This window comes from Rhizobium sp. PvP014, from assembly GCF_017876855.1.
In the GTDB taxonomy this organism is placed as follows: domain Bacteria; phylum Pseudomonadota; class Alphaproteobacteria; order Rhizobiales; family Rhizobiaceae; genus Neorhizobium; species Neorhizobium soli.
The window spans coordinates 986,493-1,010,707 of the sequence record NZ_JAGIOT010000001.1 but is presented as its reverse complement, the minus strand read 5'-3'; the positions used below and the strand labels follow the sequence as shown (position 1 = coordinate 1,010,707).

23 protein-coding genes and 2 pseudogenes are annotated in these 24,215 nt (G+C 56.2%); 14 read left to right on the top strand and 11 right to left on the bottom strand.

Annotated features, from left to right (window positions below):
* Positions 1–25 precede the first annotated feature (25 nt).
* Both J3A65_RS04545 and J3A65_RS04540 read left to right on the top strand, forming a co-directional pair.
* Positions 26–694 carry an ATP-dependent Zn protease gene (locus J3A65_RS04545; RefSeq protein ID WP_245341440.1) on the top strand — a complete coding sequence of 223 codons (669 nt, stop codon included), beginning with the start codon at positions 26–28 and terminating at the stop codon, positions 692–694.
* 480 nt (positions 695–1,174) lie between these two features.
* Positions 1,175–1,714, top strand: a pseudogene (locus tag J3A65_RS04540) (IS630 family transposase); the annotation flags it as partial.
* On the opposite strand, the gene J3A65_RS04535 reads toward J3A65_RS04540, so the two are convergent.
* From J3A65_RS04535 to J3A65_RS04520, 4 genes are read right to left on the bottom strand one after another with little or no spacing between them, the layout of a single operon-like run.
* Positions 1,681–1,911, bottom strand: coding sequence for a hypothetical protein (locus J3A65_RS04535; RefSeq protein WP_209899823.1), 231 nt, complete (start codon positions 1,909–1,911; stop codon positions 1,681–1,683). The pseudogene J3A65_RS04540 and the gene J3A65_RS04535 sit on opposite strands and share 34 nt — an antisense overlap.
* Before the next feature lie 55 nt (positions 1,912–1,966).
* Positions 1,967–2,683 (bottom strand): hypothetical protein, encoded by a 717-nt coding sequence (locus J3A65_RS04530; RefSeq protein WP_209899820.1) that lies wholly within the window; start codon positions 2,681–2,683, stop codon positions 1,967–1,969.
* Complete coding sequence (locus J3A65_RS04525) at positions 2,680–3,822, bottom strand: ABC transporter permease (RefSeq protein WP_209899817.1); 1,143 nt, start codon at positions 3,820–3,822, stop codon at positions 2,680–2,682. Before J3A65_RS04525 ends, J3A65_RS04530 begins: the two co-directional genes overlap by 4 nt.
* Positions 3,823–3,857: 35 nt before the next feature.
* Positions 3,858–4,373 carry a hypothetical protein gene (locus tag J3A65_RS04520; protein WP_209899814.1) on the bottom strand — a complete coding sequence of 172 codons (516 nt, stop codon included), beginning with the start codon at positions 4,371–4,373 and terminating at the stop codon, positions 3,858–3,860.
* Between the two features lie 95 nt (positions 4,374–4,468).
* On the opposite strand from J3A65_RS04520, the gene neuB reads away from it, so the two are divergent.
* From neuB to J3A65_RS04490, 6 genes are all read left to right on the top strand, one after another.
* The gene (gene neuB / locus J3A65_RS04515; RefSeq protein WP_209899812.1) at positions 4,469–5,542 is read left to right on the top strand and encodes an N-acetylneuraminate synthase; all 1,074 of its coding nucleotides are present in this window, start codon (positions 4,469–4,471) and stop codon (positions 5,540–5,542) included.
* Positions 5,539–6,174, top strand: coding sequence for an acetyltransferase (locus J3A65_RS04510; protein ID WP_209899809.1), 636 nt, complete (start codon positions 5,539–5,541; stop codon positions 6,172–6,174). Before neuB ends, J3A65_RS04510 begins: the two co-directional genes overlap by 4 nt.
* Before the next feature lie 17 nt (positions 6,175–6,191).
* Positions 6,192–7,373 (top strand): UDP-N-acetylglucosamine 2-epimerase, encoded by a 1,182-nt coding sequence (gene neuC / locus J3A65_RS04505; RefSeq protein WP_209899806.1) that lies wholly within the window; start codon positions 6,192–6,194, stop codon positions 7,371–7,373.
* 101 nt (positions 7,374–7,474) lie between these two features.
* Positions 7,475–8,485 (top strand): NAD-dependent 4,6-dehydratase LegB, encoded by a 1,011-nt coding sequence (locus J3A65_RS04500; protein ID WP_209899803.1) that lies wholly within the window; start codon positions 7,475–7,477, stop codon positions 8,483–8,485.
* Between the two features lie 10 nt (positions 8,486–8,495).
* A complete protein-coding gene (locus J3A65_RS04495) occupies positions 8,496–9,668 on the top strand; it encodes an aminotransferase class I/II-fold pyridoxal phosphate-dependent enzyme (protein WP_209899800.1) in 1,173 nt (390 codons plus the stop codon).
* The gene (locus J3A65_RS04490; protein WP_209899797.1) at positions 9,669–10,340 is read left to right on the top strand and encodes an acylneuraminate cytidylyltransferase family protein; all 672 of its coding nucleotides are present in this window, start codon (positions 9,669–9,671) and stop codon (positions 10,338–10,340) included.
* Between the two features lie 55 nt (positions 10,341–10,395).
* On the opposite strand, the gene J3A65_RS04485 is transcribed toward J3A65_RS04490, so the two are convergent.
* From J3A65_RS04485 to J3A65_RS04465, 5 genes are all read right to left on the bottom strand, one after another.
* A complete protein-coding gene (locus J3A65_RS04485; protein WP_209899794.1) occupies positions 10,396–11,823 on the bottom strand; it encodes a hypothetical protein in 1,428 nt (475 codons plus the stop codon).
* A gap of 521 nt (positions 11,824–12,344) precedes the next feature.
* A complete protein-coding gene (locus J3A65_RS04480) occupies positions 12,345–13,457 on the bottom strand; it encodes a sugar phosphate nucleotidyltransferase (RefSeq protein WP_209899791.1) in 1,113 nt (370 codons plus the stop codon).
* Positions 13,458–13,865: 408 nt separating this feature from the next.
* Positions 13,866–14,147, bottom strand: a complete 282-nt coding sequence (locus J3A65_RS04475) for a hypothetical protein (RefSeq protein WP_209899789.1) — start codon at positions 14,145–14,147, stop codon at positions 13,866–13,868.
* Between the two features lie 79 nt (positions 14,148–14,226).
* The gene (locus J3A65_RS04470) at positions 14,227–14,661 is read right to left on the bottom strand and encodes a DUF982 domain-containing protein (RefSeq protein WP_209899787.1); all 435 of its coding nucleotides are present in this window, start codon (positions 14,659–14,661) and stop codon (positions 14,227–14,229) included.
* A gap of 702 nt (positions 14,662–15,363) precedes the next feature.
* On the bottom strand, positions 15,364–15,696 hold the full coding sequence (locus J3A65_RS04465) for a hypothetical protein (protein ID WP_209899785.1): 333 nt from the start codon (positions 15,694–15,696) through the stop codon (positions 15,364–15,366).
* A gap of 467 nt (positions 15,697–16,163) precedes the next feature.
* Here J3A65_RS04465 and J3A65_RS04460 point away from each other — a divergent pair, with 467 nt between their 5' ends.
* A complete protein-coding gene (locus tag J3A65_RS04460; protein ID WP_209899782.1) occupies positions 16,164–16,397 on the top strand; it encodes a hypothetical protein in 234 nt (77 codons plus the stop codon).
* Between the two features lie 215 nt (positions 16,398–16,612).
* Here the strand turns inward: J3A65_RS04460 and J3A65_RS04455 are convergent, their stop codons facing one another.
* Both J3A65_RS04455 and J3A65_RS04450 read right to left on the bottom strand, forming a co-directional pair.
* Complete coding sequence (locus J3A65_RS04455; protein ID WP_209899780.1) at positions 16,613–16,828, bottom strand: hypothetical protein; 216 nt, start codon at positions 16,826–16,828, stop codon at positions 16,613–16,615.
* A 1,109-nt stretch (positions 16,829–17,937) separates the two neighbouring features.
* A pseudogene (locus tag J3A65_RS04450) lies at positions 17,938–18,030 on the bottom strand (IS5/IS1182 family transposase); the annotation flags it as partial.
* Positions 18,031–18,762: 732 nt separating this feature from the next.
* On the opposite strand from J3A65_RS04450, the gene J3A65_RS04445 reads away from it, so the two are divergent.
* The 5 genes from J3A65_RS04445 to J3A65_RS04425 all read left to right on the top strand — a co-directional run bounded on the left by J3A65_RS04445 (position 18,763) and on the right by J3A65_RS04425 (position 24,215).
* Positions 18,763–19,824, top strand: a complete 1,062-nt coding sequence (locus J3A65_RS04445; RefSeq protein WP_209899778.1) for a polysaccharide biosynthesis/export family protein — start codon at positions 18,763–18,765, stop codon at positions 19,822–19,824.
* A 203-nt stretch (positions 19,825–20,027) separates the two neighbouring features.
* Positions 20,028–21,002: a Gfo/Idh/MocA family oxidoreductase gene (locus J3A65_RS04440; protein ID WP_209899776.1), complete on the top strand. Its 975-nt coding sequence runs from the start codon at positions 20,028–20,030 to the stop codon at positions 21,000–21,002.
* Entirely contained in the window at positions 21,002–22,012 is a 1,011-nt protein-coding gene (locus tag J3A65_RS04435) for a Gfo/Idh/MocA family oxidoreductase (protein ID WP_209899774.1), read from the top strand. Before J3A65_RS04440 ends, J3A65_RS04435 begins: the two co-directional genes overlap by 1 nt.
* 67 nt (positions 22,013–22,079) lie before the next feature.
* Complete coding sequence (locus J3A65_RS04430) at positions 22,080–23,225, top strand: hypothetical protein (protein WP_209899772.1); 1,146 nt, start codon at positions 22,080–22,082, stop codon at positions 23,223–23,225.
* Between the two features lie 63 nt (positions 23,226–23,288).
* A complete protein-coding gene (locus J3A65_RS04425) occupies positions 23,289–24,215 on the top strand; it encodes a hypothetical protein (protein WP_209899770.1) in 927 nt (308 codons plus the stop codon).

Here is a 24,215-nt window from a genome sequence, read left to right as displayed (position 1 = left end):
TCTTCGCCAGCTCGCGACACGTGCGATGGGCATGACCGGCGCCGACATCGAACGCGTCGTCCGGCAGGCACGGTTGACCGCGCGTCGGGAAAAGCGACCGCTGCGCTACGATGATCTCGAGGCAGGCATCCGCGATCATCGGCCAATGCTGGCTCATGACGTCCGATGGCGCTTTGCGATCCACGAGGCCGGACACGCTGTTGTCCATCACGCGCTTGGGCTCGGCGGAGTGAAGGGGCTGACCATCGATGCCAAGGATGGCGGATACAACATGCTGAGTTACGGCGGCAGGTCTGATACGCTTACCTGGCACGAGAACATGCTGGCGATGATCATGGCTGGTCGTGCCGCGGAGCTGCTGCTGTTGACGTCGGCATCGACCGGGTCGGCAGGTGCCGACAACTCCGACCTTGCCAGAGCGACCAGGTTCGCACTAGCGATGGAAACCACCCTTGGCCTGGGTGTCGTTCGTCCACTGCTGTACCTGCCGCACAAGTCGCCTGCAGATGCACTCACCAGTGATCGAGACTTGGCCGACCGCGTCCATCTCCGCATCGAGACGGGGCTTGAGCTGGCAACGGAAGTGCTCAAGCTCAATCGGCCGCCGCTGGATGCCTTGGTGCGTGCTTTGTTCGACGCCCAGGCGCTGGATGGACCGGCGGTCATGGCGATCTTGCGGGACGCGTGGGACTAAAGCTTCAAGACGACAGCGGTTGGAACGGGGTTGGGATCAGGGTAGGACCGGTCGCGTTCCGAAATCTGACTAGAAGCGGATTGAGTTGCGGCTAACTCAGCGTAACGTGTTGGCAACCCTAAACACATTGCTATCACTCGATTCGCAGTTCCAGAATTCCGATTCACCACTGTGGACTATCGATTTTTCCAAACGGCGTTTGCGCCGCTGGAAGTCGATCCGAAACCTGGACAGCAGAAAGGGCCAACAAGCGGCCCTTCGGATTTTTTGGGAAGGCCGGTGATCAGCCTTCTTAACCTGGCTGCGTAAAGCCATGACGGTCGGCGCGGTTTCCGTTTCCGGTTCCTCGGAATGATCGTCGAACTCCTCGTCCGCGGATCCGTCTTCTAACTCCTCGATCGCCAACGGCGGTACCTCGGCGACGTACTTGCGGGTTTTTGGTCCTTCACGGAAGGTCGTGACCGGGCCGATGGGTGCCTTGACGGCCAGCTCGACCTCGACCCAGCGCGCCTCGTCTTCATCGATGACACCGGCCTGAGCACGAAGATGTCTCGGCTTCGCGGACGAGCCCCTTGCGGAGATCGATGCCGTTCGCCGGTCCTGCAAGGCCATTGTAAGACGACGACGTTTGCCGGAGCGCTCAGACTTTCCGGCATGACCGCGCCCATGGTCCTCGACGGCGCGATGAACGGCGTCGCATTCCAGGCCTATGTGCAGCAGGTTCTTACTCCAAGCTTGGCACCCGGCGACATCGTAATCATGGATAATCTGCCCGCACATAAGTCGGAAGGCGTGCGTCACGCAATTGAAGGTGCGGGATGACGGTTACTGTACCTTCCGCCCTACAGTCCTGACTTCAACGCAATCGAGAAGGCCTTTGCAAAGATCGAGGGCGTCTTGCGCGCCAAAGCTGAGCGAACGGTCGAGGGCTTATGGAATACGGTCGGCCAGATCGTCACGCTGTTCGAACCACAAGAATGCGCAAACTACTTCAAATCCTGCGGATATGACCCCGAGTAAAATGGACACGCTCTAGAAGGCAACAACAACCTCAATGTCACCAGCCATTTCACCGGACCTGAAAAGAAGCGCTCGGACTTCACCATGCGGTTGCCGACATGGTGTTCAGCACGGTCTTCGACCCGGCAATCCAGGAAGCCGATCATGGTGTCGGAAACGAGCTGGAATGACGGCATCCTGCCCATCACATCCGGCATCAAGGCTTCCGCAAAGGAGTATGGCTCCGTCATGTTCTGGATTACAGGACCTGCTCTAGAGAAGGAAACCGTCATCTGCTTGCAGAGTGTTCTCTTCCAAGATGACATCTTGTTGTGAGGGAACCTTATCGCTGATCCTAAGCGCCATCTCGAGGTCACCTGTCAATATGAGCTTACTCTCGCCGACCACAACAGCCACTTTACATACCTGCTTAACAAATCTCACCTGACGCGCGGTAAACAATGCCGTGCGTCCTTTTATCCGCGCAAAGAATAGCTGAAGAAATCTATTAGTGAATGCGACATCCTCTGTAAGCACCATGTTCGAATCGACGATGTAGATATCGAAATTGGGAATGAGCGACATCAGTAGCATGAATTGAACCTGAAGAGGCCTAGGCCAGGTATAAATTGGGCGGTTCAGCTCCCTGGCTCCCTGGAATTCGGCCGCGAGAAAGTCGAGCGCAACCCCGCGGTCGACACCATAAAGGGTGGCGAAATGCGACGTCGCCTGGGTACCCGTTACCGCAACGGAAAATGGCCCCATATGTCCTATCGGCCAGGAAATCCGCCCGCGATAAACGATCCGCCCTCTTTGGGGCAACAGCCGGCGGCAGAGCAGATCGATCACGGCCACCGCATTCGCGCGTGACTCGCCGATCAGCGCAATGTGCTCGCGCGGAAAGGAAAACGACACTTTTTCAAGGATATTCACCCGCTTGCCGCGCTGAAGTATGTCCAGCGTCACGTTCTGGAGCTCGATATCCGTCATAGCCGGACATTGTCCGGACGTTTTTCATCAACCGCGAGGCACGCGAGTGCAAGCAATCCAAGCCCGAGCAACCAAAACATGACGTAAGTCGTGCTGGCATCAGTTGTATTATATTGTTGGAACCATGAGGAACGAGCGAATTGCACGATGTGCAGCAGCGGATTTAACAGCAGCACCACCTTGATCTGTTCAGGAACCTGCTCTGAGACATAGAATAGTCCAGACATTATCGCAATAACGCGGATGACGAAACCGTTGACGCGGCGATAGCCAGGGTAAAGCAGAAGCAGCGAATTAGCCGTTATGCCGTAGAACATGCCCATCAGCCAGATGATGATTAGGCATGCAAGGAAGCCCGGAAAGTTTGCTGGCCACGTTGCCAGACCCATCCACATGGCAATGCCTATAAGCCACGATCCGACGCCGAAATAGATGATTAGCGCATTTACCGAGCGAGCCGCCATGATGTCAAAACGCTGAACATAGGGGTGCTCGAGCTGAGGCTTAAGCACACCGCCACCCGTCATCGATGCAGATGCGGCGGTTCTGAACGTTAGCCAAAAGCATGCGCCGATCACGCCGAAGGGGAAGGATGGCATGTCGAAAATATTCGTTGGGTGTATAAACAGCGAAACGAAGCAAATGATCATGACATGGATCAGCGGATCCAGAATCAGCCAGATATAGCCGAGGCGATCATGAGATACTTCGTGATTGATTGCTTGCAACCAGAGACTGAGGATGATCCGCAGCCGGTAGGCGAGCCCTGAACAACGCCGGATTTGTTCTCTTTGCGAGAGGCTGAAAACCTTTCCGGCGGGACCGTCGAGATAAGGCTCTTTGACCAGAACGTTGAAGGGGGATGTCGGGTCAACGAGATGCCAGGCATCTTCGGCCTTGTTACGGACCGCGTGCTTCGAGACCACAACGAATTCTTTTTCGACCCTCTGAATAGCGTATTCTACGGCCAGCCTGGCGCCAAAGCCATCGACCTTCGCATTGGCCATCTTCTCTATGACGAGATCACGCAACTCCCTGTATACAAGGCTTCGCTGAAAGACGTCGGAGTCCGCCTGAATCTTCTTTCGCAGGAAGGCCGCGGCCGCGCCAATGGTTGGGTTATCGTCATTCTCGCCCATCTAGCCTCCAGGATAGCCTGTCCCGCGTAAATCATTCACAGCGATTGCTGCTTATAACGATCGACCAGTTCTTGTAGGCCTTCGAGAGCTATAGCATGGCCCGGTAGATGCTCAAGGACGCTAAACCCCATTTCGATGCTCTCTTTGGTAGGCGGCAGGGAGACGAGGGACACAGCGAGCTCCTCCCAAAATTCCCGCGTAACCTTTACCTCGCTGGCGACCGAATGGAGCAAGATCGCCCGGCTCTGCGGGGAGAGCTCGGCTCGCGCGGCTCCAAGGAATGCGGATTGCGCGCCTTCGCCGAACATAGCGTCACCAAGGATCATTCTGGCGAAAGCCATCGTGGCATCGTAGTCTCGCGCCCTGATGGATCGGTTCGTCATTGTCCATATATACTTGGTAACGGCATCCAGAAACTTGATGACCTGAGGGTCGTTATTGCTATATTGCAGGATACTTACAGCGGCCTTATAGGCTTTCCCAGCCTCCTTGTTGCGGAAGGCGTTTTGGGCAAGCCGGAACTGCGCCTTGTAATCGGATGTATCGCTCATTTGATATCCAGGTATAGTGAGCTGGGGCGCATGTCGCTGGACATCGAGCCCGTCGTGCTAGTCAGTGGACAGCTATATAAGGGGTACACAAACAGATGATTATTATAGCTGAAGCTGGGGTGAACCACAATGGGAGCCCCGACATTGCCCTCGAGCTAATCAAGGCCTCGGCGGCGGCCGGCGCTGACATCGTTAAATTTCAGACGTTCCGAACCGATAAGCTTGTGACGGCCCGAGCCAGCCAGGCCAATTACCAGAAGCGTAATCTGGGGCTTAACGAACATCAGAGCCAGGGCGACATGCTGCGCAAGCTGGAGCTCGACTACAAGGTGTTTTTTGATCTCAAAGCGGAATGCGTTAGCCACGGTGTCCGGTTTCTTTCCACCCCCTTTGATATAGGCAGCGCATTGTTTTTGATCGATGAACTCGGCGAAGATCTTTTAAAGGTTGGCTCGGGCGATTTCGACAACCTGCCTTTGCTGATCGCAGTCGCCCGGCGCGGCGCCCACGTCATCCTTTCCACCGGCATGACGACGCTCGGCGAAATCGAGCTTTCTCTTGGTGCGCTGGCCTTCGGCTATCTTGCCAGCGAACTCGAAAAGCCCTCGTCGGAAGCATTTCAGGCGGCCTATGCCACGCCCCAGGCGCAGGCAATGCTTAAGTCGAAGGTTACCGTCCTGCACTGCACGACCGAGTATCCTGCACCGCCAGAAAGCCTGAATCTGAACGCCATTCCAACTATCGGGCGCGCCTTCGGCCTCACTGTAGGCTTCTCGGATCATTCTGAAGGCTCCGAGGCTGCTATCGCTGCGCGCGTCCTTGGAGCGCAGGTCCTTGAAAAGCACATCACGCTCGCTCGTTCCATGCCCGGCCCCGACCACAAGGCTTCAATGGAGCCGGCAGAATTCGCCGCCATGGTTCGCCAGATTAGGAATCTTGATGCTGCGCTCGGAGATGGCATCAAGCGCATGGTCGCCGCCGAAAGCAACAACAAAGCTATCGCGCGCAAATCGCCCGTCGCGGCCGCCCCGATCAAGGCAGGCGAGCTTTTCACCGAAGAGAACCTGACCCTTAAGCGCACTCGCGGCGGCGTCTCGGCGGCGCGTTACTACGACCTGTTGAACCAAGCGAGCAGTCGCGATTTTGGTGTGGACGAGGCCATCTTTTGACATCGAGTACCACAAATCGGCGCAGTGTCGTCATAATTGGCGCAGGCGGCCATGCGCGCGTTCTTCAATCGAGTCTGTCGGCGCTCGGGCTAACGGTTCTTGGCGCGATTGGCCAGGCTACCCTCGCACAAAACCCGTTTGAGGTTTACGAGGACGAGGCCCTGCTTTTCGAAAGGTTCGCAAATGCGGATATAGTCATAGGGGTCGGTGCAGCGCCCGAACGTGGCGATACGAGGCTGGGCGCCCGCAAGCACATTTTTGAGACGTATGCAGCAGAACACCGTGAGCGACTGGTATCGGTCGTTGATCCGGACGCAATCCTGCGCGGTGCTGTCGTAATCGGTTGTGCTGCGCAGGTTCTGGCAGGCGCCGTGATCCAGACCGGCGCGCGGATCGGCGAAAACGCGGTGGCGAACACCGGTTGCCGGATAGATCATGACTGCCGCATCGGAGATCATGCTTTCATCGGACCCGGCGCTGTATTATGCGGCGGTGTCGAGATCGGTGAGTCAACCTTCGTCGGAGCGAATGCTACCATACTGCCGGGCGTGACTGTGGGGGCAAAGGCCTTGATAGCGGCCGGCAGCACAGTTACGCGCGATGTGCCGCCCGGCGGCTTCAATCGACGTTGAAAGGGCGGGATGCGAGAATGACACCGACTGCGCTGAGAATTGCCTTCGTCACGGGTACGCGCGCTGAATTTGGTCTGCTGATGCCGGTGCTGAAAGCGCTTAAGGGCCGGGACGGTGTCGTCACCACGATCTATGCCACCGGCACGCATCCTGTCGCAGCCTATGGGCACACAGTCGATGAGATGATCGACTCAGGCTTCCCGCCAGATCAGATTATCGACATCCTCGTCGGCGGCGACAGCCCCGCTTCCATGGGAAAGACAATCGGGCTGGGTACGATCAGCTTTATCGACGCATTCGGAACGAACAGGCCGGATTGCGTCGTAGTGCTTGGCGACCGCTTTGAACTGATAGCGGTCGCGACCGCCACGATGTCGCTCGGCATACCGCTGGTCCATCTGGAAGGCGGTCACATCACCGAAGGCGCTATCGACGATTCCATCCGCCATGCTGTGACGAAAATTGCTCGGTTGCACATTACCTCCACCGAAGTCTATGCACGCCGTCTGCGCCAGATGGGAGAGGATCCAGCGACCGTGCACGTCGTCGGCGCGACCGGCATCGACAATATCGTCAACGCGCCTCGGCTTGACAGAGCGGCGCTGGAGAAAAGCCTGAATATCAAGCTCTCCGGCTTACCCCTCTTTGTGGTGACACACCATCCCATCACATCACCTAGCCATGTTTCACCGCTTCAAGAAATCGAGGCGCTGCTCAGCGCACTTGGGGAGTTTGACGACGCCAGCATCGTCTTCACCCAGGCCAACGCGGATCCGGGCAATCGTGAGATTAACAAGGCTATAGAGTCTTTCGTCGCAGACAGGTTGGAGCGTCGTCGTCTCGTCTCCTCGCTGGGCTTTGTGCGCTATCTCTCGCTTGCCGAGATGGCTGATGCGGTCATAGGAAATTCGTCCAGCGGCATCATCGAGGTTCCCAGCCTAGGCGTTCCAACAGTCAACATCGGACCGCGCCAAAAAGGTCGGCTGCGGGCGCCGAGCATCATCGACGTCGCTGCCGACAGCGCCTCGATTGCTGAGGGCATACGGCTTTCACTCACGACGGAAATGAAAGCTACCGCAGCGAGGAAGGAAAACCCGCTAGGCGATGGCAATGCTGGAGGCCGAATCGCAGATATCCTATGTGCAGTCGAATTCGGGCAGTTCAAGGCGAAAACCTTTGTTGACTTGCCTTACTGCTGAAGCCTCTCCGACGTATGAGAGGCAAAAAAATTTGTTTTTCGGAAAATGCACCTTGGGGCGTCAAGCCCGAACTAATCGCTAAAAACGGGAGTTAAGCGTCAATGAATTTAGCAGGTAAGAAGATACTCGTCACGGGAGCCGACGGCTTCATCGGCTCTCACCTGACCGAGCATTTAATGAAGGCTGGCTACGATGTTCGCGCATTCGTCTGTTACAACAGCTTTAACTCTTGGGGCTGGATAGACACTTTCGAGCCTGAGTTGCAGAAGTCGCTGGACATTTTCTCCGGCGATATTCGTGACACGAACGGCGTACGAAACGCGATGCGCGATTGTGACGTCGTGCTGCACCTCGCTGCGCTAATTGCAATTCCATTTTCCTATCACTCCCCCGATACCTATATTGAAACAAATATCAAAGGCACACTGAACGTCGTACAGGCCGCACGTGATCTCGGCGTTTCTAAGGTCGTCCACACTTCAACGAGCGAAACATACGGCACCGCGCGCTTCGTTCCGATCACGGAAGAGCACCCGCTTCAAGGACAGTCTCCTTATTCCGCCTCGAAGATCGGCGCGGACATGATTGCGATGTCCTTCCATTCATCGTTCGAAACGCCGGTCGCGACAATCCGTCCATTCAACACCTACGGCCCCCGCCAGTCCGCCCGCGCCGTGATTCCTACCATCATCTCGCAAATCGCATCCGGCGCCACCTCGATCATGCTCGGCGACCTAGCTCCAACTCGCGACTTCAATTATGTTTCCGATACAGTCGCGGGCTTCGTCGCGGTCGCGGAAAGCGACGCGTCCGTAGGACAGGTGATTAATATCGGATCTAACTTCGAGATCTCCATAGGGGAAACGGCGCGTTCCATTGCAGGGCAGATGGGCAAAGAAATCGAGATCCTGCAGGATCCAAAACGGCTGCGCCCTGCCGGTAGCGAGGTAGAGCGGCTGTGGGCAAGCAACGAGAAGGCGCGGCGACTGACCGGCTGGGTTCCGCAATTCGGCGGCCTCGAAGGGTTCGAGAAGGGCCTGACAAAGACTATCGACTGGTTCAGCGACAAGTCCAACTTGGCCCGTTACAAGACCAATGTCTATAACATCTAAGGTATCTGCGATGACACTACGCAACATTCCCCTCGCAGTTCCCAATGTTGGCCTCTTAGAAGAGGCCAACATTGTAGATGCCGTGCGCTCCGGGTGGGTTTCGACGGTCGGACCGGCGGTGGTCGCGTTCGAGAAGCTTTTGGCAAAGGTGTCCGGCGTAAACGCCTGCGCGGCGATCGCGGGAGGAACTATGGCGCTGCACATGGCCCTGCGTGCCATCAATGTCGGCCGCGACGACATCGTGATTATCCCAAGCTACTCGTTCATTGCCACGGCCAATGCCGTTTCGCATGCCGGTGCGCAAGCTTACATGGTCGATGTTTCCCCAGATAGCTGGACCATGGATCCCGAAGCCCTGCGGGCCGCTTTCGAAGTAGATTGCGAACAGCGCGCCGATAAAAGCGGCTTGGTTCTTAAGGCAACAGGGCAGCGCATAGCGGCCGTTATGCCCGTCTATACCAACGGCAATCCTGCGGATATGGATAAGATCATGGCAGTTGCGCGACAGTTCGGTGTCCCGGTGATTGCAGACGCTGCGGCCTCGATCGGCGCGCTGTACAAGGGGCGGCCGCTCGGCGGGGAAGCTGATCTAACGTGCTATTCCTTCAACGGAAACAAGACGATCACCACGGGCGGCGGAGGTGCGGTCGTCGGACAGGACGATAAACTGGTCGCGCGTGTAAAGCACCTGTCGTCGACAGCCCGCGTCGGCACCGGCTACGACCATGACGAGGTCGGCTTCAACTATCGTCTGACCAATCTCCAGGCAGCCTTCGGCCTTGCTCAGATGGAGAGGCTACCGGAATTCCAGAATGCCAAGCAGAAGATTTCGGATTATTACGCGAAGCGGTTCCGCAACGTTGCCGGGATTTCCCTTTTCCCGCAGCCGGCATGGGCAAGCAGGTCGATCTGGTTCACCGGCATCGTGCTTGACGCTGACGGCCCGCTCACCGTAGTTGAGCTGGTAAAAAAACTTAATGAAGGCGGCATAGGCGTGCGGACCTTCTGGAAGCCGCTTCACCGGCAGCGACCGTATATAAACGCCGCCCACGGACCGCTTCCGGTGACGGAGGCGTTGTGGGAACGGGTCCTGCCGCTTCCATGCTCGACGGATCTTTCGAACGACGACATGGAATATGTCGCCGACCAAGTCATTCTTCACCTATCTAAGGCTTGTGGTTAATTGCGGACACTGGCGATCATCCCTGCGCGCGGCGGCTCTGTGCGGCTACCGCGCAAGAACATACTCAACTTCATGGGCAAGCCTCTCATCCAGTGGACGGTCGAGGCCGCACTGGAAAGCGGGGTTATCGATAAGGTCGTCGTTAACACTGACGACCAGGAGATTGCCGACGCCGGCCTGAAGGCTGGAGCTGAAATTCCTTTCCTGAGGCCGCCGCATCTCGCCACAACCGGGGCGACGACCTTCGACGTCGTGAAGCACGCGCTGGAGACGCTAGACGTTGCGCCAGATTACGTCATACTGCTTCAGCCGACCTCCCCTTTGAGAAACGCCAACGATATCCGCGAGGCCTTTTCGCTGGTCGATCGTAGGAACGCACCAGCAGTCGTTTCTGTGTCGAAACACGAGATGCATTGGTCGGTGTTTCGTAACGTCGATGAGCAGGGCGCTTTATATATCCCGACGGAATTGCAGAGCGGGGGTCCCACTCACTGCTTAAACGGCGCAATTTATATTGAGCGGCGGGAGCCTTTCCTTCGAACGCAAAGCTTCACGCCGCCCGGAACGCTGGCGTACGTCATGCCGCAGGAGAGATCCGTAGATATAGATACTGCGATCGACTTTAAGCTGGCGGAGGCTTTGGCTCTGGATATGAAGCATCGTACGGATTGACCGCAAGCCCCATGCTCCGATTGCCATTACCGGCGGTCATTGGTGGACGTGGGGTCTAACCGCCGCGTTGAAGGGCCTCTGCGATCCGGGTCGAAACGCCAGGGCTTAGTGCCACCTCGTTGATCTCTCGGTAGTCGCTTAACGCACCAGAAAGCGCACAGGAACAGGAATCCTGGAAGCGGGCCGCGGCATCCTGCTCTTCAGGATCTACCCACAAACCTGGATAAGGCCCGTTGGAAAAGGCGTCTTCCAGATGCCGCCGCGCCGCGACGAGGATTGCCGGGATTTTCAACGCCTGCGCTAGGATGGCGATATTGCTAGTCGCAGTGATGACGACAGAGGCATGAGTTAACGATTCAGCGCCCGGCTCGACAAGACTTGCGCCACGACCGGGAAGATGGTTGGACACTTCGAAAAGCCAGGCCCGGAAAGCCGCCTGATCCTCACTATGCGGTCCGATCTGGACCTCCGCCTCGGAAGGCAGCATTGAAGCAAGCGCCATTATCTGGCGCATTTCGCGATCAGATGGCTGGGTGGCGATTAGAATTCGTGGAACAGGGAGTACCGAGTGTTTAATCTCCTCGGCGCGCGCTTCGATGAGCATCGATCCGCAGGCGTGAACGCGCGAGCGCGATCCTGCCGACCGCAGTATCGCGGTCTGTCCCGCGTCAAGCACGACGTGGTCATCAGGCTCAAAGACAGGATATCGCCTGAGCCGCGTGATGAGCATGGTCTCGATGGCCACGGTTCGCCCCCCGCCCGCCTGCGCTCCGGAGAGCGCAAACAGGACAGGCAGGCGACCCATGTTGACCGCGATCGTGGCTGTATCTGGACTCCTTCGGGCAACTACCTGGAACAGGCTGGCAATTCTGTTGAGATGCGCAAGCATACCTCCGTCGAAGATGGCGGCAGCCAGCGCGACCGACAGCGATGCAGACCGGTGAAGGCCTGCGCTCCTTAGTCTTCCGTAAAGGGAGGCCACCTTCATCGGGCTCAACTTGGCGATGATTTCTGGATTGCTGTAAGGCGGAACCTTGAGTGTCTCTTGGCCAAGTTTCGTTGAAAGCTCGCCTTTCAGCCGAACGATTGCGCGATTAGCGAAAGGCCGACCTCGCGCGTCGGCCTCTGCGAAGGTCAGAGACGCTAATTCGGGCCACCTCTTTACTGGTTTGGATGATTTCGCAGGGACTGCAGGTGAAGGAGCTCTCAGGGAATAGTCGAGAGCACGGTTTAAAAATCCGCGGAGGCAATAGGCGTTGAACAGTTTGTTAAGAGGAATATAGACACGCGTGATCCCCATCCGCTCAACGAGTTCGCCGATCTCGACATAAGTCCGCAGCCTTGGCGCTATAGCATGCATCATACCGAAAATAGCTTGCTGCTCGTAGTCGGTAGGCGTTAGGCCTGCGGTATTAGCACGCAAATCCACGGCCATGTTCCATGCAAGTTCGTGAACGACCTTGTCTGAATCCAGGGAGAGCATCCGCCGCCTTCCGAGGATGAAACAGGCCTCTGCCGGGTACCCAGCAGAAATGAGTCTGGCAGAACGAGGCGTGTCTGATAGGGCCTGGAATTCGGCGTCGAGCCGGGCGGGGGGGCGGATGAGGGCCCCGCCCAAAAGCTCCGCATCCACGCAAAGACGGGGGCCGCTCTGTGACGAGCGAACCACGACATGAAAAGGGCCGGCGAAGCCAATTCCCCAATTCTTTTCCCGCCTGCTCTGCATCTAAACGCCCCTCTTTGACTTCGCGGATATTCGCTAGTTTCAGAGTTTAGGCAAGCTAGGATGGGCGGCAACAAAAATTTCACCATCGCGGGGGCGATCAGTCTTCAGTGCAAACGTCCACCTTGCTCGAAGGCCAAAGAGAGATGGAGCCGACTTTCGGGACACGCCCGTTCCGGGGCGACTGCTGGCTTCAATCGAATGGTTGCGTGTTTTGCTGTCGCAAAGGTCGGCCGTCAACTATATTGCCTCGAATCGGCTGCGCACGGCCCTGGTCCAAACTATATCTGCATGCGGGCCGGCATATCGACGACATTACGATCAATCTCGTCTAATTTGAAATCGGTTAAAATCGTCTGTAGACGCGGCCGCTGCTTGGTGTCCACTGCCTCTTGCGCACGGCGCAATTCTGGCTCTGTGCCGATGTCGATCCACGATTCCATCAGTGGGAACAGGTTGACCTTGGCGCCGAGTGAAACCAGATGCTGGATGAGTGTCGGCATGTCGATTTTGATGCCGATTTCCAGTTTGTTGAACACGCTGGGCGATAAAACATAAATCGCTGCATTGATGGCGTAGGAGAATGTCGGCTTCTCACGCATTATGAAGCTACCGTATTCGTTCGTTTCGATCACGCCATATGCAAGCGTCACAGGATGCCGCTTTACAGTCACCGTGATGTCCGCTCCAGAGGCGTTATGGTTGTCGATCAGTCGATGGAATTGCAGATCGGTGAAGATGTCGCCGTTGACCACGATAAGAGGTGATTCGATGTCTTTAGTGATCAAAGACAGGCAGCCGCCGGTCCCGAGCGGCTTATCTTCATGGACGTAACGCACAGACACACCGAACGAGCTCCCATCTCCAAAGTGGTCGATCAGAGCATCTTTGCAGTAATGCACGGACATGAAGATGTCACGGATGCCGCTATCGCGAAGATTTTCGAGAAGATGTTGAGCTATTGGCCGGTCGCCTATAGCCAGCATTGGCTTCGGCATGTTCTTGGTCAATTCTCCGAGCCGCCGCCCGAAGCCGCCTGCCATGATCATTCCTTGCGCAGCGACGGGTTCTGCAAAAGACCTACTCTGCAGATAGGTGCCCAATACGCAACCGCCGCTATCCAGCCTAGGGACGAGCTCGACACGCGATGACTTCCTGACGTCTGGAAATTGAAGGTGCAACGGCGAGGCTCCTACGGCCATGATGCTCAGCGCATCGGCGACGATGAACTTCTTTGAGTCATGCTCCCAGATGAACTGCCGCCAAGCGTCGCAACAGATGTCAGCCAGCATGCGGCCGTTCTCATCTGTAATGATAGCGTTCTGAAACGGAGCGGAGAGGAAATAATGAGTGACCGCTTCGCACAGAACACTCTTTAAAAATACACCAATCATCACGTATGTCCCTGTCCGCGCCAAAAAAGGCAGACCAACTGTTATAAACAGTATAACGTTAACTAAAGAAGTGATATGGAGGTCTACGCGTAGAAGCAAGTAGATTTGCAACCCGTCAGATGCAAAACTTGCGAATGCATTCGAGCGGGCCGTATTTTCGGCAGCGACTCATAAATTACAGAAAAGCTCCGACCGTAGAGTGAAACTGACCATCGTTCTATATCGCGAGAGGTTACCTGCACATGAACTTCTGACAAACAGGCGAGAAATCACACCTGACCTGAGCTCCAATTTTCCGGCGGCTTTCGGGGACCAGAGCAGTGGAGGTACAATGTCGTCGCCTCAATAGATATGGCTGCGTTCAGCGCCGCGGCGACGTTCTGCGGTCGATCTAGAAGTTCCCCTTTCTCATTCCGCTTCGAGCTGAACAGCATCGCCCTTTCGATTAATAACCGGCCCAGCGGATGCTGAAAAAAAGCCGCCTTTAGCAGACTTGGATCGAAGCACCTTTGACACCTGCTGCATGCTTTCCGCAACCGGAAGGCTCTTTAGAACCTCAGTGCCTCTTGCGTCCGTCACGGTGATCCCAAAAAAGAGGCGGCACCCGGAAACCGTCTCGTTGATATGCACAACTTTTGCCATATCAACTGCAACCTTAGCGCCGTTTGATGTCGTGAATGTGACCCACATTGTTATAATCCCTCACTGGAAGTTAATGCGTTGCTTCTTATGGCACATTTCCGGAGAAGATGAATACAAATGATATGTTTTAGATAACAGGCAAGGTTACCGCAGAAAGCGCGTCTGAGTGACCGCCGTGATCGCGATGCGCAGCAGCGCCGGGAGGCTGTTGCGAAGCTCTTTGCACAGCAAGTTCCCGGAGCTCATCGTCAAGTGCATCTTTTGCGGCAATCATGATAGCTCGCTCGAATTCGTCGGGCATAACCACAGGCCCGCTCAGGTGTCTCAACCTCGAGGCTGTCGCCGCACGCAAAAAGCTGCTGAAGGCGGTCTGGTCGGCTACCTCGCCCCTGAGGGCCTTTGTGCAGGTGAGGACCGCCTCTTTGTAGGCAGAGTCACGAAAGCCCGGCCACCGCTCGATTAAATATGAGGCAGCATCGCGTGTCGTTGTGATGCGAGCAAAATGGCGGGTCTGTCCGCCCAGCTCGATCGTGACGGTGCTGGTCCAAGTACCGAATGCCATTCCCGCTCTCTAGGTTAACCTGAAGGGCAATATGACGCCGCGCTTGAGCGGAGCTTATCTTGGATAATTGAGACCCGAGGCCATCACTGCTAATCTGCCACTGAGAGAAAAAGGCTTTGCTGTCTCAGACGCTGAATTGAAGGAATTTGGGCTTTGATGATTTTAGAATACTGGTCAACACCTATGACTATACGGCAGCGCTAAAACGACGATAGCTGCTTTCCCCAGGCTAATTTCTGCTTCAGAGCACCCCAAGGTCGATTCGACGTGACCGAAGATCAACGGTTCCGGTGATGCTGTTCAACACTCCACGCCTTTGTCGGTCAACCGATAGGGTTCGTCCGAAGTGCACAGGGCTAAGCTTGCCAGTCCAAGAACGCAGATCGCGTGTTTCGAGGTCAGCCGCCGCGGCAACTGACCCGCGAGCATGCGCAGTGTCTCGATCTCGTCGGGGTCAGGTCGGGCATGAATACCTCTGCAGCTTAAGGTCGATAGGCCAGGCATGCAGTTCTGTCAATCAACATTGGAGTTGCATCATGAGCGACATCGTGAAAGCGGTGTAGCGCGCATTTTCTGTGCGTGGGTATGACCTTGGACCGGCCTCCGCCGACGGCGTTCCAGGGCGCAAGACGACGGGTGCCATCGCCGATTTCCAGCTCGTCGAAAAGCTGCCGATTAAGTATCTCGGCACGATTGGCCCGATCACATCAAAGGCTCTGGGCAATGCGTCTTGTCGTGGCTGACGACGAAGACGTGTCCGCCCCCATCGCGAAACTTGACGCCGACCACGCCCATGAGCGGCTTGGCCTTCGGCACATCAAGGCCGAACTTCAGCCAGTTCAAGGCCCAGTACGGGTTGGCGATCATCGGTTCTTTGAGAAGCGATAACGCGATGCAGGTCTCAAGGAAATCGCCGCACCAGGGCAGCTTCGCCGGATCTCCGAGCGCATGGCCGTCGCTCTTCAGGAAGGCCTTGAGCGACGCATTTTCGCGCGTCTCGTTGAGACCCAACTTCGTTTGAGCAAGCGAATCCACGGCGGCTGCAGTTCTGCTTAGGAGCCCCGATTTTCACGCGCTGGGCGTCAACCAGTCCAATTCGGTCTGCACCGTTAGGATCGCAAAGTCCGAGGTGAAGGGCCTCCGCGTTCCCTCCACCAATCCGATGCCATTGGCGGCGATGCAGCTCACGGCGTTTGCTGGTCCGAGGTCAGGAGCGGAAGCCTGATCACATCTTTGCAGCATGTGGCCGGGGCCTGGCGGGTATTGCCGAATTGCAGCCCTTGCTCATCATGGCGGACTTGGCCTGCACCTGTCCCTTCGAGACGGAAACCTGCGCTTCCTTGTCGCCCCGGAACGTCGAAGACACCGGGACGCCAAGCATGAAGACGCCGACGGCATCGCCGGTTGCGGCGTCGTTTGCCGCTTGGAAACAGCAGCAAGCGACGTCTGCTATTTGAGCATGAAGACATGCGCACTGCTCTGGCAGGTGGTTCAGCCTCGTCGTGCTGCTGGTCTCGACCATCGGCCCGGTGCTGGTGACATTGATTGCAGCCCGGCTCATCGCCGTCCTGAAGGTCGCCGACGAAATGCAGAAACTGGAAATCGAGGCCAGGTTGCGCGACGCGTTGCACCAGTCGGCCGTCAATGGCCTGAAGCTCGCCCTGAGGCGAAGCCGGATCACCGCCGTCGCCTCCAATATCGTCACCCGCGATATGGTCAGCGAGGCCATGACCTAAGTGAAGAGTAAGAACCGGGAAGAGCTGGCGAATCTCGGCGTCGGCACGGATGCCCTGAAAGACATCGTCCAGTCGAAGGCGACCGACCTGCTGGGCCTGGGCGCCAAGGTGAGCCCTTGACGCCGGTCGGTTCAAATGTGGTCTAAATTATCTTAGCGGAACCTGACGATGGTCTTCGGCTAAAAAAACGGGGCATCGAGAGGCAGATGTCTGCATCAGAATGAACCTCTGGAGAACCTTAGAGCTTTGATACGGCTTAAATCAGCACTGACTTCTTGCCAGCCTGTTGGCCGTTGTCCTCGTACCTGATCCGGCCACTCGCATAAGCCATCCTTATCGACATAGCCGATCCATCTGCCGTTGATCATACCCTTGAAGATCAGCAAGACAAGGCGTCCCGGTTGCAGTTTTTCGATTGGATCAAATGCCATGCATGCACTCACGTTCCAGCTGATTGATCCTATTGCTGTACGGCGACTACCTTGCGTCGGTATGGGCAAGCACCTGCTAAACTTAACCTCTGACGATGACGTATGCACGCCGCCGGTGCGTTAGGCTTGATTTTGGAACTCTGCAAGAGTTGGGAGTGGGTCAGCTCGTTGGTATCATTCCAACGTCTTGCCCGTGATGCGCGTTACTGACGTGATAAGGTTCGAGATGCCCGACGACTGGTTCTGCTCGTCATCAAGCTTACACCGAGAGCGTGGCTTTTCCGCGCGGCATGGGCAGCTGTGCCAAGGCTACACCCGGCCTGTCCGGGTGATCCGAGATTTCCTTTTCTGGTCGCACATTCACTCCCGCTTTGTCCCAGTCTGTCCGCCGTCTTCAGGTTGAGGAACGCGGCGAGGGTGCTGGCGAGGTGCTCATCAAGCAGAACCATCGGTTGGCCCCTGAGGTTCACAGCCACAGCAGTGGCCGCATCAATCACCGACCAAGAGCCGTCTTCCTGCTCGACGGCTAAATAATGACGCTCCGCGGCCTGTTTTGACTCCATCATCTCAAACTGGGGTGAGAGTGATAAGTTCTGCGCCACCACCGAAGCAACTACCTGGCCTGCTAAACTACCTTCTTGCGCGCGACGGACGTCACCTACCTGGGACACATCAGACGTCGGGTGGAGACTGCATTCAGTCGGAACGCCAACGTGCCGGCCTTGCCTCCTTCGCATCGTAGTTGCGGCGCTACTATCGAAATGACGCATTGAAAGGACAGTGGCTATAATGCCGAGAACAACCGAAATGCCCAACGGGAACGGCACGTTCGATCCATAGCACAGTAGGCCCGTCGCTCGAAACGGGTGGAGAACCAGGGAAGGACATCGTTGAGCTGCGTTTAAACACGAACACGGGGTTCCAGAGTGTCAACGCCAGTCTGACTCCATTGTCAAACGAGCTGCGCAGCAAGAAAGACGCAATGGCCGGTGATCTGGGCCGCAGCCGGGGTCTGCTTCACCATCCTCGCGACCAGCGGCGCATTTTTCTACAACAGGCTGAGCAAGGCCCGGGATCGCTTGGATGCTACGGTGATGAACAACGCAGTGGCCTGCAGTCAACTCCAGACGAACCGGCCTACCTTGGGCATCAACGAATGCGTGGAACTTGGTGGCCATGCCGCCTCGAGGACCCCCCATGCAAAAAACGACGACAGATGTGGCCGCATTACGTCTAAACAAGCCCACCTTGCCAGCCACCCGTCGAGCCGTCATCTCAGCATTCGCCATGCCAATGATGCAGATCGATGTCCGCACTGCCAAGGTCAAATTCCGACTGCAAAACCAATTCTGTTAAAGTAGTGCTAGGACGCGGACTCATTGGCTGACGCGATCTATATTCAGATAGCTGTAAGCTTGAGTGCGGCCAAAGTAATCGTCCGCGCGTCAGTCGTATCGTGTCGCCAGGCCGCGCAATTGGGGACATGGCCTAGGGCGGCGCAGGAACGTCTCCGGAAGCATCCGTAGGCCCCGCCAATTAAATCTTTCGGGAAAAAATACCTTGCATCGCGATGATTCTGGAGTAGCGACAGCGTTTAATTTAGGTTATTCGCATGATCAATACGTTAAATTTTGAATTACAATTCAGCGACGCCTGGCTTTACCGCTATATTTAATAGTGTTAGAGAGGGCGAGTAAAATCAGCGTAAGACAATTTTATACACTGCGTTGGTATATGGACAGTGGTATCGCCCTGAATGTCGAGTTGGTGGATCGCAAGTCGTCCGTATGCGGAATTTTCCGGCCTCTCAAAGTTTTGAGCGAGAGAAGGAAAAGGTTCTGTCGTAAATGAGAATTCGGCTTGCGACCATGCTTGTTTCGTTAGCGGCCATGCTCGGAGTCGCTGGATGTCAGGTAAATCCCAGCCACGGACCGATGGCGACAAGCATTCTCGCAGATGCGGCATCGTCGGAATCCCACATTCCAAACTATCACCTCGTGGACCTTTCGGAGCGCGTCGGGACCATTCTTGCAAACGCGCCGACTCACAGTCTGCGCGACCGGTTCGGAGTCAAGCCACCCCCTCCTCGCCAGCTGCTAGGCATCGGAGATTCGCTCTCCATCTCGATTTTCGAGAGCGCGCCGGGCGGCCTTTTTTCGCCGCCGGAGCAATCGATTACCTCGGGGTCGCGCCAGGAGGTTCTACCCAATCAGGTTATCGATCAGTCTGGCTACATTAATGTCCCTTATGGTGGGGAGGTCCTCGCCGCTGGCAGCACGCCATCCCAGGTCGCCAAGCGAATCGAGAAAGCGTTAACGGGCCGCGCGATCGAACCAAAGGCGATGGTGACTGCCGTGGAGACCACCGCGAATACCGCGACCGTTCTAGGCGAGGTGGGCAATCCAGGTCGAATCAAGCTAAGCATGGGCGGCGATCGCATATTGACCGTGCTTGCCGAGTCGAGCATGCGCACGTCCGAGACAGAAGCGGTCGTTCGGCTGGTCCGACGCGGTACCGTCCAGACAGTGCCGCTCGTTACGATCGTCAACGTGCCTAGCGAAAATATCTATGTCTACCCCGGCGATATGATCTTTGTCCTTAAGGAGCCGCAAGTCTTTAACACCATGGGCGCCATGGCAAAGCCGGGGCAATATCCTATCGGCTTCTCCAAGCAGACTGTTGCCGGCGCCATTTCGGTTTCGGGCGGGTTGCTTGATTCGACAGCGGATGCTGGTGGCGTCTTCCTTTTCCGCTTCGAGTCGCCAGAAACTGCGCGATTGCTGCTGCCACCAGGCACTGCGCTGAAGCATACCCCTTCCGGCGTCCCGATAGTATACCGTGTGAAATTTTCCGATCCACAGTCGTTTTTCTGGCTTCAACAGATGAAGATCCGCAATAACGACCTGATTTATGCTGCCAACGCACTGACCGCAGAGTTGCAAAAGTTCATCGGCCTCATCTCCAAGACCTATGCGGTGGGTCTGAGAGTTTTATAGGTGCGGGTAGAATTCGGATTTTAGCCTTGCTCCGGACTTATGTCTTCCGCAAAGCAGATGCACAAAGTATGGGTAAGCGTTTGGAAGCCGGCCGCGGGGGATGAGGCTATGGTTTTGTCGGCGGACGGTTAGCGACCTGCACCTATATGGGGATATGAAGTCGTCCCAGTTGGCAAGGCGCGAAGAGGATAAGAAGACATTGCATGGTTGGAATGAGTGGAATACGAGTTTGGCTGATTGGTGCTGGTCCAATGGCCGCGCTGCATGCCGCCGTTTTGGCCCGCATTGGTGTGGATGTGACGGTCGTCGCGACTAGCCCGACACGAGTGGAGCCCCTTGCTGAAAAATATAACATGCGTGTGTATGCAAAAGGGCTCGCGTCGGCCATCGATGAACTGCGCCGACCAGATGCGGCCATTGTCGCGCTTCCGGTCGACAAGCTGGCGGCAGCTGCAACCAGCCTAGCAGCGACCGGCATCAAGCGGATACTACTGGAAAAGCCGGGCTGTTTAACGGCGACAGAAATGGAAGGCGTTGTCGAGGCGGCCGAGCGGAGCGGTTCCCTTGTCGTCATAGCCTATAACCGCCGTTTTTTCGCCTCAGTGATTGAGGCGCGCCGGAGGATCGCGGCGGCAGACAGGATATTATCCGTCAGCTTCGAGTTCTGTGAGGACGCAGACCGAGTGGCCGCGCTCCCAACAGCGTCTCACATCAAAGAGAACTGGGTTCTCGCCAACAGCAGCCACGTGATCGACCTCGCTTTCCACCTGTGCGGAGAGCCGTCAAGATGGAGTCAGGAGACGACAGGCAGTCTTGACTGGCATAGCCGCGGAGCCGACTTCCGTGGCCTTGGGGAAACCGAGCTCGGCGCGAGGTTTTCCTATTTCGCCGACTGGCGCGGACCCGGTCGTTGGGGCATAGAGATCGTTTTGCCGAACGAGCGCCTTATCCTCCGGCCGATGGAAAAGCTCGCTGTCATGCCTAGAGGAAGCTTCGAGGCCCTTCCCGTAGAGATCGACGATACGTTAGACCGAGAATTCAAGGCGGGCCTCTATCTCCAACTGATGGGCTTCTTAGACACCGACATCGATGCGAATTTACCGACGGCGCAACAAAAATTGCTGTCGATTAGGAATGTTTACAATCGTATTGCGAACTACAAGGATGGGGCAGGATAATGGCTAGAATTGCTGTCATTGGCGCAGGTCGAATGGGCTACCGGTTTCTCGATGCGATCCGGGCGTCAGGCAATGAGATTGCGATGATCTTTGACCCACTAGAGACGCCTTTTGCAGTGACAAGCGATCCGGAACTTGCTCGTTTGCACACGCGAAACTTGGACGACGTCGTTTTCGGTAAGGCCGATGTGACGGTTATCTGCACCACAGCCGATGCCCACGTCGATCTCGCCTGCAAGCTCGTCCATGCCGGCAAGAAGCGTATCATTGTGGAGAAGCCGTTGAGCCAGAGCCTCTCGGATGCCGAGGATCTGCAGGCGCTTGCACGCAGAACAGGGGCGCGAATTATCGTCAATCATGGCCGACGCTACTGCGAGAACACCAAGACACTTAAGTCACTAGACAGCAGCCCCGATATGGGCAGTCTTCGTTGCATCGTCATAAAGATCGGAGGTGGATCGTTTGGTTGCACAGGCACCCATTGGATCGACCTATGCAACAACCTCTTTAGGCAGATGCCGGAAAAGGTATTCGCCGTGATGAGCCACAAAACGCCCGACAACAATCGCGGTAGCGAGTTTTTCGATCCGGGCGGCACTGCAATCCTATGCTACGCGGATGGCAAACGCGCGATCATCGATCTCGGAGACGACGTAGGCATCGTAGCTGGCGCAGATTTTATCTTCGAGCGCGGCGTCGTTTCGTGGAAGACGGAAGGTGGCGAGTGGTCCTGTCTCCACCGCCGCTCCGAAGACCGCGAAAAACCACTTACCTTCTACGGACTGCCGCTTGTAGCGGGCGATTTCGACTCCGTGCCGCCAAGCCTTATCGACTACGCGGTTGCCACCATTCGCGACGCCTTGTCTGATGAACCGGCCACCAGCGAAATTGACAATGCTGTTCAGACAATGGAAGTTTACGCCGCCGTTCGATGGTCCGCCTCAGAAGGCAGGCCGGTCACCTTTCCGCTAGAAGCGGAAGCAAAACAGCAAGTATATCGGATTCCATAGGCCGGTTATGGCTGTTACACGAGTAAAGCCGGACAGAAAATCAATTCAACAGTCTGATATTGAGCGTATGAGCGACAAGATTTCAAACTTAGGGGAGGATATAAAAGTTAGTCGCTTGCCGTGGGCGCGCATCTTGTTTCTGTTGCTAACCGTCATCCCAACGTCAGCGATTTTTTTCTATTCGCTGATGACGACGGCGCCGCTCTACAAATCAGAGGCACAATTCACCGTCGTGGATCGCCAACAGAACGCCGGCGCAAATTTTGGCGGGATCATGGCGTCGATCGGAATAGTGAGCGGCGGCGAGCCGAACTCGATGTATTCGCTTAGGCGTTTCATCCAGTCGCCCGATGCACTAAACCAACTGGATAACTCGCTCGGCTTTCGCAAATACTACTCTGCCCCGTATGGCGACTGGCTGACACGCCTCAGCGCGGACGCCAACAGTGACGAGGAGTTCGATTATTACAGTGAGCTGATCACGCTTCATGTCTCTACAACAGAGAGCATTATGACCCTTGAGGTATGGGCTTTCGATCCGGAGATTGCCCAGAAAATCGCGCAGGATCTGATTTCGATGTCGGAGGACTTCGTCAATCGGATGAACAATCGGGCTTTGGAGGATCAGGTCGCCTTTCGCAAGAAGGAACTCCTAAGCGCGCAGGAGCGGCTGCTGAAGGCCCGTATCGCGGTTACGGCCTGGCGGAACGCCAACGGCGCCGTCGACCCTATGGATCAAGTTAAGATGATTCAGGAACTTATCAACGGTACCGAAGGCGAACTCACGAAAGTTCGCGCGGACATTAGCCAGCTCACAGCGGCCGATAACGCAGAGCGTTACCGGCCGCGCATTTCGGTCCTGCAGGAACGGGAAGCGAGTTTGGTACGCCAGATCACAAATACTCGCGAGCGTCTCGCGGGGACTACGGGCGACACCGTCGCCAATCACCTTGCAGACTATGAGAGGCTTCAGGTAGAGACGGACTTTTCGCAGAAGAGCCTTGAAATTTCTATGGCAGCCCTTGAGAATGCCCGCCAAGAAGCTGTTCAGAAACAGAAATATCTCAATTTGATATCTAGTCCCACATTGCCGACTGATCGGATATTCCCTCTTCCCGGTTTCCATACACTGCTCGTCTTCGTCACTTCGTTGCTGCTTTTTGGGATCGCCATGCTGCTGCATTCAATTATCCGCGATTACAGGAGTGTCTAATCGATGAGATGTGGCGCCTCCGCCAAGATGTCCCGTTTATGGGACTCTTTTCGACGTGCCAGCATGCTGGTCGGATCGGTTCTCGTGGCGCTGTTTGCCACAATAGGGGCATCGGAAAGCGCTCAGCGCTGCAGGTCGAAACAGCCCACTTATCCCGTGCGTATGCTCCATGGCCTCGAGACTCAACGTTTCGATGACAATACGCTCGTTATCTATCCCGGCTCGGCCGTCGACAATACCGGATGCGCAATCCTTAACGTTTATCGTTCGATTAAGGTCGACATTGATAGGACCGGGATCGGTGGACGCGACAATGTCGTCACGCCCAATGACGTGAGAGCGGGTAAGGACGCCTTGCAAACGAACGGATTCGGCGGGTTTAACGCCAGTTATGCGAACGGAACGTTTGCCGGGAAGCCGCTCGGCGGATGGTACTATATAGTACTTGCCAAGGAGAGGGGAGAAGGGGCATCCGTGGAGGCCATTCTCACGAGACAACAAAGCTCACAACGCACCGACGGTGCCGGTTCGGCGGGCGTTCCGGAAAATTTTCCCTACCGTCGCACGCTGCCGATATCCTTTTATTACGATCCGCAAAGTGGTTTTCGGCCGATGTATTGCTATGGCTGGCCGAAATCCGTGTGCAACTGGACCCGGATTAAGCCGAGCGAGCGATACCTGATCGCCCGGAGTGAGTCGGCGACGACACCACAGACGATTGACGCGAGCAAATGGGTGCCTGGTTACGGTCGCATCCTACGCCTGGAAATCGTGCTTCATGCCGCCGATCAGGGCGGCGGAGCCTATGTGAGCACTTTGGTAGGTACTGGAGGAGAATTTAAGGCCGGCTACGTCAACCGGGCTGGTGATCGATCAGTCCTTCAGTTGGAGCTCGCCACGACCAGCAAGCAGACATTTGTTATACGCACTGACCCAGGAGTAATCGCGGAAATTTTCGCCGTTGGTTTCTCGATCGAACAGCCGAGCTAA

What these genes read in the sequence shown, in the direction of transcription:
- J3A65_RS04435 (WP_209899774.1), top strand. Translation starts at nt 21,002, where the DNA reads ATGGCTAGAATTGCTGTCATTGGCGCAGGTCGAATGGGCTACCGGTTT.
- J3A65_RS04445 (WP_209899778.1), top strand. Translation starts at nt 18,763, where the DNA reads ATGGCGACAAGCATTCTCGCAGATGCGGCATCGTCGGAATCCCACATT.
- J3A65_RS04500 (WP_209899803.1), top strand. Translation starts at nt 7,475, where the DNA reads ATGAATTTAGCAGGTAAGAAGATACTCGTCACGGGAGCCGACGGCTTC.
- J3A65_RS04495 (WP_209899800.1), top strand. Translation starts at nt 8,496, where the DNA reads ATGACACTACGCAACATTCCCCTCGCAGTTCCCAATGTTGGCCTCTTA.
- J3A65_RS04520 (WP_209899814.1), bottom strand. Translation starts at nt 4,373, where the DNA reads ATGAGCGATACATCCGATTACAAGGCGCAGTTCCGGCTTGCCCAAAAC.
- J3A65_RS04425 (WP_209899770.1), top strand. Translation starts at nt 23,289, where the DNA reads ATGCTGGTCGGATCGGTTCTCGTGGCGCTGTTTGCCACAATAGGGGCA.
- J3A65_RS04485 (WP_209899794.1), bottom strand. Translation starts at nt 11,823, where the DNA reads ATGCTCTCCCTGGATTCAGACAAGGTCGTTCACGAACTTGCATGGAAC.
- J3A65_RS04455 (WP_209899780.1), bottom strand. Translation starts at nt 16,828, where the DNA reads ATGGCATTTGATCCAATCGAAAAACTGCAACCGGGACGCCTTGTCTTG.
- J3A65_RS04545 (WP_245341440.1), top strand. Translation starts at nt 26, where the DNA reads ATGGGCATGACCGGCGCCGACATCGAACGCGTCGTCCGGCAGGCACGG.
- J3A65_RS04440 (WP_209899776.1), top strand. Translation starts at nt 20,028, where the DNA reads ATGGTTGGAATGAGTGGAATACGAGTTTGGCTGATTGGTGCTGGTCCA.
- J3A65_RS04535 (WP_209899823.1), bottom strand. Translation starts at nt 1,911, where the DNA reads ATGCCGGATGTGATGGGCAGGATGCCGTCATTCCAGCTCGTTTCCGAC.
- neuC (WP_209899806.1), top strand. Translation starts at nt 6,192, where the DNA reads ATGACACCGACTGCGCTGAGAATTGCCTTCGTCACGGGTACGCGCGCT.
- J3A65_RS04430 (WP_209899772.1), top strand. Translation starts at nt 22,080, where the DNA reads ATGAGCGACAAGATTTCAAACTTAGGGGAGGATATAAAAGTTAGTCGC.
- J3A65_RS04525 (WP_209899817.1), bottom strand. Translation starts at nt 3,822, where the DNA reads ATGGGCGAGAATGACGATAACCCAACCATTGGCGCGGCCGCGGCCTTC.
- J3A65_RS04475 (WP_209899789.1), bottom strand. Translation starts at nt 14,147, where the DNA reads ATGTGGGTCACATTCACGACATCAAACGGCGCTAAGGTTGCAGTTGAT.
- J3A65_RS04480 (WP_209899791.1), bottom strand. Translation starts at nt 13,457, where the DNA reads ATGATTGGTGTATTTTTAAAGAGTGTTCTGTGCGAAGCGGTCACTCAT.
- neuB (WP_209899812.1), top strand. Translation starts at nt 4,469, where the DNA reads ATGATTATTATAGCTGAAGCTGGGGTGAACCACAATGGGAGCCCCGAC.
- J3A65_RS04530 (WP_209899820.1), bottom strand. Translation starts at nt 2,683, where the DNA reads ATGACGGATATCGAGCTCCAGAACGTGACGCTGGACATACTTCAGCGC.
- J3A65_RS04470 (WP_209899787.1), bottom strand. Translation starts at nt 14,661, where the DNA reads ATGGCATTCGGTACTTGGACCAGCACCGTCACGATCGAGCTGGGCGGA.